Below are 14,901 nucleotides of genomic sequence, written 5' to 3' on the forward strand. Positions count from 1 at the left end.
GGGCCTTTCATCGCCATACCCGATCCACGGAGACACCGCATGATCCGACTTCCCACCCTGATGGCCCGCGCCGCCGCGGCGGTCTTCCTCGCCAGCATGCTGGTGCTTGCCGGCTGCCATCGCGGCGCGTCCAAGTCCGACCACGTCGCGGCGGAGCAGGGGCAGTTCGACTACACCATCAAGGCGTACAAGAGCGGCCAGTTCCTCGTCGACGGCGCCGTGCTGTCCGCAGCCGATACGGGTAGCCATTTCGCCTACCTGAAGGACCAGGGCAAGCTGCCGAAAACGGTCCTGGTGCTGCCCAGCGACGATTCCAAGATTCGCGACGCCCATCTCGGCTTCCTTGCGCGCATGCAGCTCGACTACGGCTTCACCGTCTACTACGACAAGAAGGGCGAACTGGTTCGCCTGAACGCCGTGGAAGAGAAGGCCCGCCAGCTCGAGGACACCCCGCACAAGGCGGCGCTGCCCGACCGCATGCAGGGCAAGGACGCGTCCAGCGGCGCGTACGACCCGCAGACGCAGCAGTAAGCCGCAGGCTTACTGATGTCGTAGGAGCGAGCCCTGCTCGCGACATCCTTTCGCGAGGCGCCCAGGTTCTCCCTGCGGCGCCTCGTTAGTTTCCGGCATAGCCTGCGCCTAGATCCCGAGAAGACGCCGAAGCGCCCCCACCAGCCGCTCCGCCTCGCCACCGTCGTACGGCACTGCGGCACTGTGGCCCCAGACCGGCCCCGGCCACGCCGCGTCGCCTTCCACACGCGCCAGCACGTGCACGTGCAACTGGCGCACGATGTTGCCGAGGGCGCCGATGTTCACCTTGTCGCAAGGCGCGGCCGCCCGCAGTGCCGCCGCCGCCCGATCCACTTCGCGCCACAGCGTCGCGCGTTCGCCCTCGTCCAGGTCCGACACCTCCACCATGCCCGCGCGCCGCGGAGCGAGCACGAGCCAGGCGTAGCGGCGATCCCGCATCAGGAGCACGCGGCACAGCGGAAGGTCGCCGACGGGAAAAGTATCGGCAGCGAGGCGGGCATCCAGTTTGAAAGCAGCGTCCACGTCAGCCCTGCGGTGCGAGTTCGCGCGCGAAGAAGGCCAGGGTGCGCTCCATGGCGAGTTTCGCACTGGGCTCGTCGTAACTGGACCCGACCTCGCGATTGAACCCGTGATCCGCCGGATACACCCAGGTGTCCATCTCCGGCTTCAGTTCGCGGTGCTTTTCCACCATTTCCGGCGGAATGGAATGGTCGCGCTCGCCGAAGTGGAAGATCACATTGGCCTTGGCCGGCTCGGTGAGGAAGGGCACGTTGCGCGCGCCGTAATAACTTGCCGAAGGCAGGCCCAGGCGGAAGCCGGCGAGCATCGCCACGGTGCCACCCCAGCAATAACCCACGGAACCCACCTTGACCTTGTAGCGATCCGCGATCAGCGCGGCGGCGATGCCCACGTCCTGCATCGGACGCAGCAGGCCGAGTTCCGCGATCATCTTCAGGCCCTTCTGCATGCCCTCCTGGTCGTAACCCAGCTCGACCCCTTTCTCCACAGGATCGAACAGGGCCGGCGCGATGGCGACGTAGCCTTCTTCGGCGAAGCGGTCGGCCACGCTGCGTATGTGCGCATTGACGCCGAAGATCTCCTGGATGACGACGATGCCGCCTCGGGGTGTGCCCGAGGGCTCGGCCACGTAGGCGTCCATGCTTTCATGCGGGCGGGAGGTGTCGAGAATCAGGGTATGGCCCATGGCTGGATCTCCGTCGGTCAGGGAAAGGAAGCAGACCGGGCATGTTACTCGGAGGGATGTTGAAGAGGATTGACGGGAAGCGGCTTTCGGCGGAATGGAGAATGGGTCTCTTCGGTGCCCCATTTACTCCCCTTTTTTGCCCCCGCGCTCGCGCTATAGATGAGCGTAAGAGCCATGGGGGACCGATTCATGGAAGGCGCTTGTCAGGACGCGGGGACGACCCATGCGCAGCGCAACAATTTTGATGCACTGAGGGTCGTCGGCGCCTTCCTGGTGCTGATCAGCCATCAGTTCGCTCTGTCGGGACGCCGTGAGCCGAGCGTCGTCGGGGAGCATTCGTTAGGCAACCTCGGCGTACTCATCTTCTTTTCGATCAGCGGCTATCTGGTGACGTCGAGCTGGCTGAACGACCCGAGTGTTCCGCGATTCGCCGCCCGTCGTGCACTCCGGATGGCGCCGGCGCTTTGCGTGGCGATACCGCTGACCCTGGCAGTGATAGCTGCGCTTGGACTGAAAGGATTCCCTGGCAACCCCAGGCACCTCACCAACGGATCGCTTTGGACCATTCCGTATGAGGTCTATTGTTACGCGCTGCTTCTGGTCGCCGGGGTCGCAACGCAACGTCCCGCCATCGTGCTGGCCGTGGGAATATTCGCTTACTTCGTGCTTTCAGGCCTGCAGTCCGGAACAAGCTTCCTGGCGTACTTCGGATTGTTCTTCGCCGCGGGAAGCCTGCTGCGATCCTTTCCCTATCTCAGGAAAGCGCTGCCGACCCTGTTGTTCCTGGTTCTGGGCTATGCGCTCGCTCGCATCGGTCAGACAAGGCTCGGCCTCGCATTCGTCGTTCCGTCGCTGACGGTAGCGATGGGCATGCAGTCATGGCCCGGCCTGCGAGACATCTCGAAGATCGGGGACCTCTCCTATGGCATCTACATCTATGCATGGCCGGTGCAGCAGATAGGCGTGGCCTTCATGGGGCGGCAGACGCCTTACCTCGAGCTGCTGTCTTTCACCGTTCCCGTGACACTTGCCCTGGCAGCCGCTTCCTGGCATGTGGTGGAAAAGAAAGCGCTGCGCTACAAGCCGCGGCGGTCTGGAAACGCTGCACCAGGCACCGCAAGCACGGTTCCGGAAAGATAAGGCGGATGCCATCCGATGACGGGGCCGGCCTCCGGCCCAGGGCAATCTCCGGTCGGGTTGAGACCTGTGCCCGGATCGCCCGGAAGCGGCGCGGGGCGATACGGCGGAACCGGAACGCACCAACCGGCTATAATGCACGGTTTCCTCCCCCCGGTACCCACGGCATGTCCCAGGCCGCCCAGACCCAGAAGATCGGTTTCGTCAGCCTTGGCTGCCCGAAGGCGCTCGTCGATTCCGAACGCATCCTCACCCAGCTGAAGGTCGAGGGGTACGAGATCGTGCCCACGTATTCCGCCGCAGACGCCGTGGTGGTGAACACGTGCGGTTTCATCGATTCGGCCGTGCAGGAATCGCTCGACGCCATCGGCGAGGCACTGCACGAGAACGGCAAGGTGATCGTCACCGGCTGCCTGGGCAAGCGTCAGGAACTGATCCGCGAGAGCTATCCCGACGTCCTGGCGATCACGGGGCCGCAGGATTACGCGTCGGTGATGAGTGCGGTGCACCAGGCGCTGCCGCCCACGCGGAACAAGTTCCTCGACCTCGTGCCGGACACCGGCGTGAAGCTCACGCCGAAGCACTATGCGTACCTGAAGATCTCGGAAGGCTGCAATCACCGTTGCAGCTTCTGCATCATTCCGTCGATGCGCGGCGACCTCGTCAGCCGCCCGGTGGATCAGGTGCTGCTCGAAGCCGAAAAGCTCGTGAAGGGCGGCGTGAAGGAACTGCTGGTCATCTCGCAGGACACCAGCGCTTACGGCGTGGACGTTCGCTACGCGGAACGCGAATGGCGCGGCAAGTCGTATCGCACGCGCATGACGGAGCTTTGCGAAGGTCTCTCCGAACTGGGCGTCTGGACGCGTCTGCACTACGTGTATCCGTATCCGCACGTGGACGAGGTGATGCCGTTGATGGCGGACGGCAAGATCCTTCCGTACCTCGACATTCCGTTCCAGCATGCCAGCCCACGCATCCTCAAGCTGATGAAGCGCCCCGGCAACGTCGACAAGACACTGGAACGCATCCAGAACTGGCGTCGCCAGGTGCCGGAGCTGACCATCCGCAGCACCTTCATCGTCGGGTTCCCCGGCGAAACCGACGCGGAGTTCCAGGAACTGCTCGACTTCCTGCGCGAAGCGGAACTCGACCGCGTGGGCGCCTTCGCCTACTCGCCGGTGGATGGCGCGAAGGCCAATGAGCTGCCTGGGCAGATCGACGAGGAACTGAAGGAAGATCGCCTCGAGCAGTTCATGGCGGTGCAGGCTGAAATTTCCGCGGCGAAGCTGCAGCGCAAGGTGGGGAAGACGATCAAGGTGCTGGTCGACGAGATCGACGCCGAAGGTGCCTGGGGCCGTTCCAGCGCCGACGCGCCGGAGATCGACGGCGCCGTGCGGATCGACGACGGGCAGCTGTTGAAGCCGGGCCAGTTCGTCGACGTGGTGGTCGAAGAGGCCGACGCGCACGATTTGTACGGCCGCCTGGCCTGAGCCAGTGCGGTACGTGGCGCCAACGCGGGAGGCGCTCGACCGGAGCGTGCTCGCGGCGCCGCCGCTGTCGGCTTGGTCATGCTTCGCGCCTCTCCTGCGCGCCGAGGCATGGCCTTCCGTCGTCGAACTGAATGCACTGTGGCCCGAAGGGGCCCGCCACCGGTTCGTGGTGCAGGACAAGGCCTTGCTTGCCGACGGCCTGCACTATGAGGAACGCATCGCGCGCCACGGCGCCATCGCGACACGCCCGGCGAACTGGCACGACCTCTTCAATGCGTTCGTGTGGCTGCGTTACGGCGCGATCAAGCAGACCCTGAATGCGCGGCAGATGGCGGAGATCGCCATCATGGGCCCGCGCGAGCGCTCGCGCCCGCAGTACGCGCTCACCCACTTCGACGAAGCCGGCGTCATCGTGACGCTGACGGACAGCCGCATGCTCGACGCGTGGGGCGCACACGACTGGCATCGCCTGTTCTGGACCTTCCGCGACGCGTGGCTCGGTGGCGAGGCGCGCGTGGATGTGTTCGGCCACGCGCTGCTGGAGCATGCGCTGACGCCCGGCAAATTGCTGGTCGGCAAGGCGCTGGTCGTCACGGGCGGAAATGACGCCGCCCGTCGTTGCGCGGAAGCGATCGCTTCCGGTGCGGTGCTGGTCGATCCGCTGGAATTACGGCCACTGCCGGTATCCGGCGTGCCGGGGTGGCATGCGGATACGAACGCCGAATCGTTTTACACGGATGCCCCGTGTTTCCAGCCTCTGCGCGCCGGCCGCGTTTATCCTGCGCCGCTGTCGTAGGAGCGTGCTTACACCAGCCCGTGATCGCGAACGTAGTCGAGAAGCAGGCCATCGTGGTGCACACCCAGCTTGCGCATTGCGTCGCGCTTCTGCCGGCTGATGGTCTTTACCGATTTGCCTTCGCGGTCCGCGATCTGCTGCAGCGACATGCCGGCGACGAAGGCCTTGATCACCTCCGTTTCGCGTGGCGACAGTGGCGCGCCGGGCATGGCATCGGATACTTCGTCCGTCTCGTTCAGGATCTCCAGGAGCGTTTCGCTGAGATAGGTTTCGCCACTTGCCACCGCCCGCGCGGCGACCGGCAATTCGTCCATGGGCGCGCGCTTGTCGACGATGCCCAGCACGCCGCGGTTGAGCATGGACATCAGCGCCGCGGGTCGATTGATCATGGTGAGAACCACCACCGCAACCTGCGGATGCTCCTTCACGATCCTTTCGATCAGGGGGAAACCGTCGTCCTGCCGGTCGCTCGGCATGAGAAAATCCGTAATCACGACGTCACATGCGCGGTCGCCGAGCATGGACAGTAGCTCGTCCGCGGACTGAGCTTCACCCACCACGTCGATATGCGCGGTCCTCAGCGCCAAGGCGCCACCAGCGAGAACCAGGGGGTGGTCGTCTGCCAGAATGACCTTGAGTGACATGCCTCGTGTTCTCCTTACTGCATTGCGGTACTGCCGACTTCGGACCGATTATGCCCACGAACGCCCCCGCAACGAACCCCGCCAAGTGATTCGACGCCTGCTCCTGTTAATCCTGGTCGTGCTTGCCCTGACGGCGAACGCATCTGCCGATGCGCCATCGTCGCGCCAGGACGCGGAATGGCTGCGGCACCACCCGGTGCTTACGGTGGGCGCCTACCAGGAGGGTTATCCGCCATTCGAGGAATTGCGGGACGGCGAATTGGAGGGCCTGGGGCCCGACTACCTTCGCCAGATTGCGAAGGAACTGGGCGTCACGCTGCAGACGCGGATCTTTTCCAGCTGGCCGGAATTGCTCGGTGCGCTGGCACGGGGGGAAATCGATGTCGCCACCTCGGTCACCCCGGTGGAAAAAGGCATGCCGGGCATTCGCATCGGTGCCACCTATTTCGAATCGCTGCCCGCGCTGGTCGAGCGCGCGGACGCCCCCGTCGTCCATCGCCCGGGCGACCTGCGTGGGAAGCGGCTCGCCGTGCACACGGGCTATTTCGACCTGGCGGCGCTGCGCCGCGAACTTCCCGAAACCACGCTCGTGGAAACCAAGTCCACGGCCGAGGCGCTGGCGCTCGTGCGCTCCGGCGAGGTAACCGCCTATCTCGACAATCCCTATTCCGCACGGGAATTCGTCTCCCGCCTGGGGCTGGAGTCGCAACTCCGTGTGGGCGCGCCGCTGGCGCTGCCGATCAGTGCGCTCGCCTTCGCGGTACCGGCCGACCGCGCGCCCCTGGGCCGGGCCATCGACGACGCGTTGGCCGAGCTCACGGCCGCCGACCATGGACGCCTGCGCGCCCGGTGGATCGGCAGGGACATCGCGCCCCGGCCGCAGCAGGCCGGCATTCCGCTCAGCGCGAAGGAGAAGGCGTGGCTGAAGGCCCTGCCGGCGCTTCGCCTGGGGGTGGACCCGAGCTATGCGCCTTTCAGCCTTCTCTCGGGAAGAGGCGAGGCAGAAGGGCTCGCGCTGGACTATGTGCGCGAGGTCGCCGCGGAGCTGGGCATCCGGCTCACCCAGGTGCCTAGCGAGAACTGGGCGGATACCGTACAGAAGGTGCGCAACGGCGAAGTGGACCTGGTCGCGGCGATCAATCCGCAGAGCGCCACGTTCCCGCACCTGGAACCCAGCGTGCCGTACCTGGATTTTCCCATCATGATCGTCACGCGCGAGGGCTCGCCTACGATTGCCGGGGTGGAAGACCTCGCAGGAAAACGGGTGCTGGGCAACGTCACGCGCGATCCCATCCGCCGTCTGCTCAAAGGCATTCCCAACGTGCAGGCGATGCCGGTGGACACCGAGCGGGAAGGCATGCGCCGCCTCGCCGCAGGGGAGGGCGATGCCTTCGTCGGCAACCTCGCTTCCGTCGATTACCACATCCGCGATGCGTTCCTCGGGCAGTTGAAGGTCGCCGCGCCCACCGGCGACAGCGAGGCCATCGCGATCGGCGTCAGTCGCGACCTTGCACCGCTGCTGCCGCTGGTCAACCGCGCGCTCGTGAACCTGCCCGTGCATCGACAGCAGGAGATCCGCAACACGTGGTTCGCCTCGCATTACATCGTCGGCCCCACGTGGCACGAGATCGCCAGCCGCGTGTTGCCGTTCGTCGCGGTCCTGCTGGTTTCACTGGTCGCGATCAGCTACGCGTACCTCAACCTGCGCCGCGAAACACGGCGGCGCGAGCGCACGGAGCGCCGTCTCGCCGAAGTGACAGCGCACGTGCCGGCGGTGGTTTACGAAGCCGTGCGCGGTACGGACGGAACCTACGCCATGACCTATGTCGGCGGCGATCCGCAGAGCATCCTCGGCATGGAACCCGCCGAACTGCTCGCCGGCGAGGCGACGATGCTCGCCGGCATCCCGGACGAGGACCGCGAGAAGCTGCGCGCGGCGTTCGAGCGTTCCGCGCGCGAGCTCCAGCCGTTGCACGTCACCGTACGGGCGCAGGTGGACGGGCGCATGCGTTATCTGAGTTCCGATGCCGTGCCGTTGGCGGCGGCCGACGGCACCGTGCGCTGGAACGGCTATTGGGTGGACGTGACCGCGCAGGAACTGGCGGCCAAGGGCGTGGCGCGCGCACGCGACGAGGCGGAGGCCGCCACGCGTGCCAAGAGCGACTTCCTCGCCACCATCAGTCACGAAATCCGCACGCCCATGAACGGGGTCATCGGTCTGCTCGACGTGCTGGAGCGGACGCGCCTCGACGCATCCCAGCGCAGCATGGTCTCCACCATCGAGCACTCGGCCGAAGCGTTGCTGCACATCCTCGACGACGTGCTCGACTTCTCCAAGATCGAGGCAGGGCACCTCGACCTCGATCCACGGCCGGCAGACGTGCGGGCCATCGTCGAGGGCGCCATCGCCATCCTCGCCGCGCAGGCGGAGGCCAAGGGGCTCCTGCTGCGTTCCACCATCGACGATACGCTGGCGCCGTATCTCGTGGTGGACGACGGCCGGCTTCGCCAGGTGCTGCTCAACCTCCTCGGCAACGCCATCAAGTTCACGGAACGCGGCGAAGTGCGCGTGGAAGTACGTGCGGACGGCCAGCAAGGTGCGCGGCAGGGGGTGCGTATCGTCGTGACGGACACGGGCATCGGCATCCACGCGGCGAAACTGCGCCATGTCTTCGCACCTTTCAGTCAGGCCGACTCGTCCACCAACCGTCGTTTCGGCGGCACGGGCCTGGGATTGAGCATCTCGCGACGGCTGATCGAACGCATGGGCGGGCATATCGCCATCGAGAGCGAGCCTGCGCGCGGCACCACGGTTACCGTGACCCTGGCATTGCCGGTGGCGAAGGCGCCCCCGCCGCCGGCCGACGCATCCACCGTCCCGGCGCCCGCGATGGCTTCCGCGCGGCGCGAAGCGCGCATCCTGCTGGCCGAGGACCATCCCGTGAACCAGGAACTGGTTCGCGTGCAACTCGCGATGCGTGGCCATGTCTGCGATGTGGTGGAAGACGGCGTCGCGGCGCTGGCCGCACTGGATGCCGCGCCGTACGACCTGTTGCTGGTGGACTGCCACATGCCGCGCATGGACGGCTACGAGCTGGCGCGGGAAGTCCGCCGGCGCGAGGAAGGCTCCGGACGACACCTGCCCATTGTCGCGATGACGGCCGACGCGCGTTCCGACCAGCGCGAGCGTTGTCTCGCCGCGGGCATGGACGACCTGCTGCGCAAACCCATCAGGCTCGATACCTTCCATGCCGCCATCGAGCGATGGCTTGCGCCGCCTGCCGAGACATCGCCCGAACTCGACATGGCGCGCATGCGGCGTGTGTTCGGCACCGACGACAAGGTGGCGACGGTGCTCCGTGCCGGTGTCGCCACCACCCGCGATGCCCTTCGCCGTTTGCCGTCCTTGCTGGAGCGTGGCGATACGGAGGAGGTGGCGGGCTGGCTGCACCACGTGCTGGGCGGCGTGAACGTCTTCGGGAATTTCGCAGTGGGCGATCGGGGCGAGCAGATGGAGCTCGCCCTGCGCGAAGGCGGCGAGGTCGACCCGGTGGCCCTCGATGCCTTCGCGGCCGACGTGGCGCGCTTCGCCGACGGATTGGAGCGGTGCGCCGAATCCCTGTCCGCGAACGGCGGTCAGTCGTAGGCGACGGAGAGCACGGCGAAACGCGTGCGGCCGCCGGGTAGCTCGGCGTCGAATTCGTCGTCGATGCGCTTCTTCAGCACGGCGCGCGCCAGCGGCGAATCCACGCTGATCCAACCCTTGCGCGCGTCGGTCTCGTCGGGCCCCACGATGCGATAGCGCACCGTTTCCCCGGTTTCCACGTTTTCCAGTTCCATCGTGGCGCCGAAGAACACCGCGTCGCGTTGCGTGGGCGATGCCTCCACGACCTTCAGCACGGGTATGCGCTTGCTGAGGTAACGGGCACGCCGATCGATCTCGCCGAGCTGCTTCTTGCGATAGGTGTATTCCGCGTTCTCAGAGCGATCGCCTTCGGCCGCGGCAGCGGCGAGCGCCTTCACCACCTCGGGGCGCACGGTGTGCCATAGATGGTCGAGTTCGGCTTTCAACCGCTCGAAGCCATCGCGCGTGATGATCGCCGTGGACGAGGGGGAGGGTGGACGCCAGCGGCTCATGTGTGCGCCTTTCGCGTCAGGGCAAGGGATGCCAGCAACGCTTCGATATCGGCGGCCAACGGGTGCTCCGGATGTTCCGCGAGAAGGCGACGGCCCAACGCCGCCGCTTCCGCCACCTGTCCCAACCGTTCGTGCATGCGCAGGGCGAGCAGCCCGTAATGGGGCGCCCCCATGTCCGCGGGCCACGTGCGCAGGTAGCTGAGCGAGAGATGCAGCGCGAGCCGGGTCATGCCGCCATGTGCCGCGGTGTCGGCGAGCGGGCCGCAGGTGAGCGTGTCGTCCGGCAGGAACGAGGGGTCCACGTCGAGGCAGTCCTGTACCACGCCAAGCGCGCGCCGCTGTTCCCTGCCTGCCACGAGGGCCGCGATCCATATCTGGCCGTGCACCAGCAGTTCCGGCAGGCGACCCTGCGCACGCAACAGTTCCCGATAGCGCCCGTGCAGCGCCGCGGGGGCCAGCCCTTCGCGCAGCCGTTCGGTGAGGATGTCCGTGGCGGCGGGCACGTCCTCGCGTGCGATGAGGTTCACATGCGCAAGCAGCGCCATGTCGTCGTCAGGCTCGATGGCTTCGGCGATCGTCTCCGATTCCGGCCGATAGCCCAGCGCCTCGTGCCGATGGTGGATGAGGGCGCCCATGAGATGGAAGTTGTACACAGTGAGGTAGTTCGCGACGAGGTAGTAACCCATGGTGCCGAAGAACGTGGGGCCGTGATCCTTCATGGCGTATTGCGCGGCCGCTTGCAGCAGGCTGCTGGCGAGCATTACGGCGAACAGCACCAGATAGGCGCCGCCGAAACGAGCGATCGCGGCCACCCATGTCGCCGGGTTCAGCGCTGCGCCCACGCCGTCGAAGGTCAGGGACATCGTCATCACGGGCAATACGAAAGCGAATGCCAGCGAGACGAGCAGGCCCGGCACGCCCAGGAAGATCGGCGCCAGCACGCCGATGGCGTTGCCGGTGAGCTGGATGAGGATGAGCGCAACGCTCGTCTTGTCCTCGGCATGGACCGCTATCTCCGGCGGATCGGCATAGCCGTCGGCACTTCGGCGCAGGCACTCGAAGGCATACGTGTAGATGGCGATCCACCCCAGCACCACCACCAGCAGCCGGAACCCCGTGATGGGGAGGAAGGCCAGCGATTCGAACAGCGTGACGGCGCCGATCGTGATCGGCGCGGCGCCCCGCATGGGATAGCGCCACCCGGTGCGGGCACGCTCGGCGAAGGGGGTGCTCGCGTCGGCCAGCTCATGACGCTGCATGGTCAGCGGCGCCCGCCGAAGATGCTGCCGAGGATGCCGCGCACGATCTGCTGCCCGGCACGCGAACCGGCGGTGCGCACCATCGACTTCGCCATGGTCTCGATCATTCCCTGGCGGCGTTTCGTGCCGAACACGGCGTCGCGAACCGCATCGCCCCAGGTGGAATCGCCGTCGTCTTCCTTCTGTGTTTTCACCGGCGGCGCGTCGGCGGCGTTCTTCTCGCCGGCGCGGGCGGCGAGACGTTCCTGCGCGGATTCGCGGTTCACCGGCGTGTCGTACTTGGCGCCTACCGGCGACCGCGAACGCACCGCTGCCCGTTCTTCCGGGGTGATGGCGCCGATGCGGCATTCCGGCGTGGAGACCAGCACCTTCTGCACGGGCGAGGGCACACCGCCGTCGCCCAGCATGGAGGCGAGTGCTTCGCCCGTGCCGAGCGTGCCGATCGTTTCCACGACGTCGAGCTTCGGATTGCGCGCAAAGGTTTCCGCAGCCGCTTTCACGGCTTTCTGGTCGCGCGGCGTGAACGCGCGCAGCGCATGCTGCACGCGGTTGCCCAACTGCCCGAGTATCTCGCCAGGCACGTCGTCCGGGTTCTGCGAACAGAAATACACGCCCACGCCCTTGGAACGGATGAGGCGAACCACTTGCTCCACGCGCTGGCGCAGCGCGGCGGGCGCGTCATCGAACAGCAGATGCGCCTCGTCGAAGAAGAACACGAGCTTCGGCTGGTCCAGGTCGCCCACTTCCGGCAACTGTTCGAACAGTTCCGACAGCAGCCAGAGCAGGAACGTGGAATAGAGCCGGGGCTTCAGGATCAGTGTGTCGGCGGCGAGCACGCTGATGACGCCGCGGCCGCTCATGTCCTGGCGCATCAGGTCGGACAGCTCCAGCGCGGGCTCGCCGAAGAACGCATCCGCGCCATCCTGTTCGAGCTTCAGCAGGGCGCGCTGGATGGCGGCCACGCTCTGCGCGCTTATCAATCCGTAGCGGGCCGAGATGTCCTTCGCGTTTTCGGCCGCGAAGCCGAGCATCGCCCGCAGGTCGGCGAGATCGAGCAAGAGCAGGCCTTCGTCGTCGGCGACCCGGAAGATCACCTCCATCACGCCTTCCTGGGTGTCGTTGAGTTCCAGGATGCGCGAAAGCAGGGTGGGGCCCATTTCCGACACCGTGGCTCGCACGGGATGCCCGGATTTGCCGTAGATGTCCCAAAACACCACGGGATTGGCCTGCGGCTTCCAGTCCGCAACGCTGAGTTTCTGCAGCCTCGCGGTCAGCTTCTCTGTGGGCGCCCCGGCGGCTTGCGCCAATCCGGCCAGGTCGCCCTTGGCATCGGCGAGGAAGCAGGGCACGCCCATGCGCGAAAAGCCCTCCGCCAGGAGCATCAGGCTCACCGATTTGCCGGTGCCCGTGGCCCCCGCGATCATGCCGTGGCGATTGCCGTAGCGGGAATCGAGGGACACCGAGCCCTCGTCGCCGCGGCCAATGAGGATCGTCGTCATGGTTCGTCCTTCTTAAGCGTGACCTGAGCAAGTTTACGCAACGGCGCGTGTTTACGGCGATTTTTCGGCCCTTGGTGCTTGAGTCTCGCGGCCCCCGGGGGTAACGTTGCCGGCAATGCCTTACCCCCGAGCCTGTGCATGTCCGTCCGTATCCCGCGACCTTTCCTCATCCTGCCGCTTGCGATCCTTGCCGGCTGCGCATCGAGCGGCGCCCCACGTTCCTCCGGCAAGGCCACTCCCGAGGTCAATGCCTTGTACGACCGGATGAACCAGGCGAGCAAGGGGTATGAGGCGTCGATCGACCAGGCCCGCCGCGGCGACACCCCGGAAGCCGCCCGCACGCGCAAGCAGTCGCTCGACCAGCTGAAGGACGCCTCGGCGCGTTGTGCCCTCACGGCCGGCTGCGACCAGCAACGTTTCGCCGCCGTGTTCGACCGGCTGCTGCGGCTCAAGGACGGCAGCTTCATCGAGGGCGAGGACGCCGACGACACCGAGCAGGAAGCCGAAGTGGGCGCCCAGCCGGGCGATGCCTCGAAGTCGCTCGTGGTCGGCGCGCTGCCGCAGGCGCAGCGCAGCGTTACGATGCTCAAGGGCCAGCAGTTTTCCGACCTCATGGTGATGAACGGGCCGGTAAAGGCGGCGCTGGAAATGTGGCTGACCCAGCTGCGTCCGAACCTGATGGACGCCTACGTCAACTACCAGATGCTCCGCTACAAGATGTGGCCGGCATACAAGAAAGCCGACCTTCCCGAGGCGCTGCTCTTCGGCATCATGGCCAAGGAATCCGGAGGCAAGGTGCACGCCGTGTCGCGCTCCGGGGCATCGGGGCCGCTCCAGTTCATGTATGCCACCGGCCTGCGCTTTGGCCTTTCCAACACCGACGGCTTCGACCAGCGCTTCGATCCCACCATGGCGGCGCAGGCCAATGCCGAATACATCGACGAGCAGTTGGGTGTATTCAACAACAACCTCGAACTGACGCTTGCGGCGTACAACGCCGGCGAGGGGCGCATGCGCCGCCTTGCCGCGGCGAATCCGGGCGCGGGCTTCTACGATCCGCAGATCTATGGGCAGATGTCGGCCGAGACGCGCGATTACGTTCCGATGGTGCTGGCCGCCGCCTGGCTGTTCCTGCACCCCGACAGCTACCACCTGAACTGGCCGAAGATCGACGGCGAGCCGGGGCAACTCGTCTTGAAGCGCCCGGCGTCGCTAGCCGAACTCACCGTCTGCCTCGGCTCCGCGCAGGGCATGTCGGAGGGCTGGTTCCGCACGTTGCGAAACCTCAATCCGCGTCTCGATCCGCAGATGAGCCAACCGGTCGGGACACGGCTCGAAGTGCCCAAGCAACTCGAGAAAGCGTATGCCGCCACCTGCACCGACGGTCCCTGGCCGATCCTCGCCAGCGACCTGCACAACGCGGTGAAGATCGTGGCACCTCCGCCGCCGGCGGCCACGTCGGCCGCGCTGGCGAACGGCCCGTCGCCGTCCGCCGCGAAGTCGCCGTCCCGCGGGTCAAGGCAATACACCGTGCGCCGTGGCGACACGCTCGTGGGCATCGCGCGCAAGAGCAGCTGCGCCGATGTGGAAGACATAGCGCGCTTGAACGGGCTGAAGGGGCACCACTTGACGGTGGGGCAGGCGATTCGCGTGCCGGTTTGCCGCTGAGATTTACGCCACCGCTTGCGGGCCGCTCATCCAGCTCGCGGTGGGCTCACGTCGTTCCGACGCGGACAACTCCTTGATCTGGCGCATCAGGCGCAGGATCTGCCGATGGAGTTCTTCCATGCCCGGGCGGCGCGAATCGAGGGTCTCGTGGTAGACGGCGGCAATCCACAGGGCGACGCCACGCGTGGCGATCAACGGATTTTCCGAGCGCGCCTTGCCAAGGCCGATATCCGGTCCATGGCCGTAAGTGCTGTAGCGTTCTTCCGGCGGCGTGCCGTACAGGTGGGGGAAATCGCAAGCCGCGGCCTGTTCCATCTCGCGCCTTACCAGTTGCTGGAGGTCGGCATGCGCGCGCACCGGCAGGGCGAGTACCACGCGTTCGATATCGGCGAGCTGCCGGCGAAGACGAATTTCGCGATTGACAGCGATGAGATGGGTGACCAGACGCATGGACGACTTCCCCTAGTACGGATGCTTCTTGCGGTCCCGTGCCTCTCCCCCGATGGAGGCAGCGGTCCGGGGAGAATACCCCGGCC

13 protein-coding genes are annotated in these 14,901 nt (G+C 66.3%); 6 read left to right on the forward strand and 7 right to left on the reverse strand.

The genetic code is table 11. The features are described 5' to 3' along the window. Positions 1-39: 39 nt before the first annotated feature. Positions 40-531, forward strand: a complete 492-nt coding sequence (locus tag FHS47_RS09835) for a hypothetical protein (protein ID WP_167026306.1) — start codon at positions 40-42, stop codon at positions 529-531. A gap of 108 nt (positions 532-639) precedes the next feature. On the opposite strand, the gene FHS47_RS09840 is transcribed toward FHS47_RS09835, so the two are convergent. After that, a complete protein-coding gene (locus FHS47_RS09840) occupies positions 640-1,053 on the reverse strand; it encodes an HIT family protein (protein ID WP_167026309.1) in 414 nt (137 codons plus the stop codon). A 1-nt stretch (position 1,054) separates the two neighbouring features. After that, a complete protein-coding gene (locus tag FHS47_RS09845; RefSeq protein ID WP_167026312.1) occupies positions 1,055-1,735 on the reverse strand; it encodes a dienelactone hydrolase family protein in 681 nt (226 codons plus the stop codon). A gap of 174 nt (positions 1,736-1,909) precedes the next feature. On the opposite strand from FHS47_RS09845, the gene FHS47_RS09850 reads away from it, so the two are divergent. From FHS47_RS09850 to FHS47_RS09860, 3 genes are all read left to right on the forward strand, one after another. After that, positions 1,910-2,875, forward strand: coding sequence for an acyltransferase (locus tag FHS47_RS09850; protein WP_167026315.1), 966 nt, complete (start codon positions 1,910-1,912; stop codon positions 2,873-2,875). A gap of 164 nt (positions 2,876-3,039) precedes the next feature. Beyond that, a complete protein-coding gene (gene rimO, locus FHS47_RS09855; protein ID WP_167026318.1) occupies positions 3,040-4,362 on the forward strand; it encodes a 30S ribosomal protein S12 methylthiotransferase RimO in 1,323 nt (440 codons plus the stop codon). A 13-nt stretch (positions 4,363-4,375) separates the two neighbouring features. After that, positions 4,376-5,158: a DUF3025 domain-containing protein gene (locus tag FHS47_RS09860; RefSeq protein WP_208381896.1), complete on the forward strand. Its 783-nt coding sequence runs from the start codon at positions 4,376-4,378 to the stop codon at positions 5,156-5,158. 8 nt (positions 5,159-5,166) lie between these two features. Here the strand turns inward: FHS47_RS09860 and FHS47_RS09865 are convergent, their stop codons facing one another. Next, a complete protein-coding gene (locus FHS47_RS09865) occupies positions 5,167-5,802 on the reverse strand; it encodes a response regulator (protein ID WP_167026324.1) in 636 nt (211 codons plus the stop codon). An 85-nt stretch (positions 5,803-5,887) separates the two neighbouring features. Between FHS47_RS09865 and FHS47_RS09870 the strand changes: the two genes are divergently transcribed. Then, positions 5,888-9,448 (forward strand): transporter substrate-binding domain-containing protein, encoded by a 3,561-nt coding sequence (locus FHS47_RS09870; protein WP_167026327.1) that lies wholly within the window; start codon positions 5,888-5,890, stop codon positions 9,446-9,448. On the opposite strand, the gene greB is transcribed toward FHS47_RS09870, so the two are convergent. From greB to FHS47_RS09885, 3 genes are read right to left on the reverse strand one after another with little or no spacing between them, the layout of a single operon-like run. Continuing rightward, positions 9,439-9,939, reverse strand: a complete 501-nt coding sequence (gene greB, locus FHS47_RS09875; RefSeq protein ID WP_167026330.1) for a transcription elongation factor GreB — start codon at positions 9,937-9,939, stop codon at positions 9,439-9,441. The genes FHS47_RS09870 and greB overlap by 10 nt on opposite strands. Then, a complete protein-coding gene (locus FHS47_RS09880; protein ID WP_167026333.1) occupies positions 9,936-11,198 on the reverse strand; it encodes a DUF4013 domain-containing protein in 1,263 nt (420 codons plus the stop codon). Before FHS47_RS09880 ends, greB begins: the two co-directional genes overlap by 4 nt. Positions 11,199-11,200: 2 nt before the next feature. Beyond that, complete coding sequence (locus tag FHS47_RS09885) at positions 11,201-12,697, reverse strand: helicase HerA-like domain-containing protein (protein ID WP_167026336.1); 1,497 nt, start codon at positions 12,695-12,697, stop codon at positions 11,201-11,203. A 138-nt stretch (positions 12,698-12,835) separates the two neighbouring features. On the opposite strand from FHS47_RS09885, the gene FHS47_RS09890 reads away from it, so the two are divergent. Beyond that, a complete protein-coding gene (locus tag FHS47_RS09890) occupies positions 12,836-14,365 on the forward strand; it encodes a transglycosylase SLT domain-containing protein (protein WP_167026339.1) in 1,530 nt (509 codons plus the stop codon). Positions 14,366-14,368: 3 nt separating this feature from the next. On the opposite strand, the gene FHS47_RS09895 is transcribed toward FHS47_RS09890, so the two are convergent. Next, positions 14,369-14,815, reverse strand: coding sequence for a hypothetical protein (locus FHS47_RS09895; RefSeq protein WP_208381897.1), 447 nt, complete (start codon positions 14,813-14,815; stop codon positions 14,369-14,371). Positions 14,816-14,901: the final 86 nt, after the last annotated feature.

Source organism: Luteibacter sp. SG786 (genome assembly GCF_011759605.1).
Lineage (GTDB): Bacteria > Pseudomonadota > Gammaproteobacteria > Xanthomonadales > Rhodanobacteraceae > Luteibacter.

Bases quoted from the DNA above. Each gene is read 5' to 3' on its own strand.
- FHS47_RS09835 (WP_167026306.1), top strand. From the start codon at position 40: ATGATCCGACTTCCCACCCTGATGGCCCGCGCCGCCGCGGCGGTCTTC.
- FHS47_RS09845 (WP_167026312.1), bottom strand. From the start codon at position 1,735: ATGGGCCATACCCTGATTCTCGACACCTCCCGCCCGCATGAAAGCATG.
- FHS47_RS09850 (WP_167026315.1), top strand. From the start codon at position 1,910: ATGGGGGACCGATTCATGGAAGGCGCTTGTCAGGACGCGGGGACGACC.
- rimO (WP_167026318.1), top strand. From the start codon at position 3,040: ATGTCCCAGGCCGCCCAGACCCAGAAGATCGGTTTCGTCAGCCTTGGC.
- FHS47_RS09865 (WP_167026324.1), bottom strand. From the start codon at position 5,802: ATGTCACTCAAGGTCATTCTGGCAGACGACCACCCCCTGGTTCTCGCT.
- greB (WP_167026330.1), bottom strand. From the start codon at position 9,939: ATGAGCCGCTGGCGTCCACCCTCCCCCTCGTCCACGGCGATCATCACG.
- FHS47_RS09880 (WP_167026333.1), bottom strand. From the start codon at position 11,198: ATGCAGCGTCATGAGCTGGCCGACGCGAGCACCCCCTTCGCCGAGCGT.
- FHS47_RS09885 (WP_167026336.1), bottom strand. From the start codon at position 12,697: ATGACGACGATCCTCATTGGCCGCGGCGACGAGGGCTCGGTGTCCCTC.
- FHS47_RS09890 (WP_167026339.1), top strand. From the start codon at position 12,836: ATGTCCGTCCGTATCCCGCGACCTTTCCTCATCCTGCCGCTTGCGATC.
- FHS47_RS09895 (WP_208381897.1), bottom strand. From the start codon at position 14,815: ATGCGTCTGGTCACCCATCTCATCGCTGTCAATCGCGAAATTCGTCTT.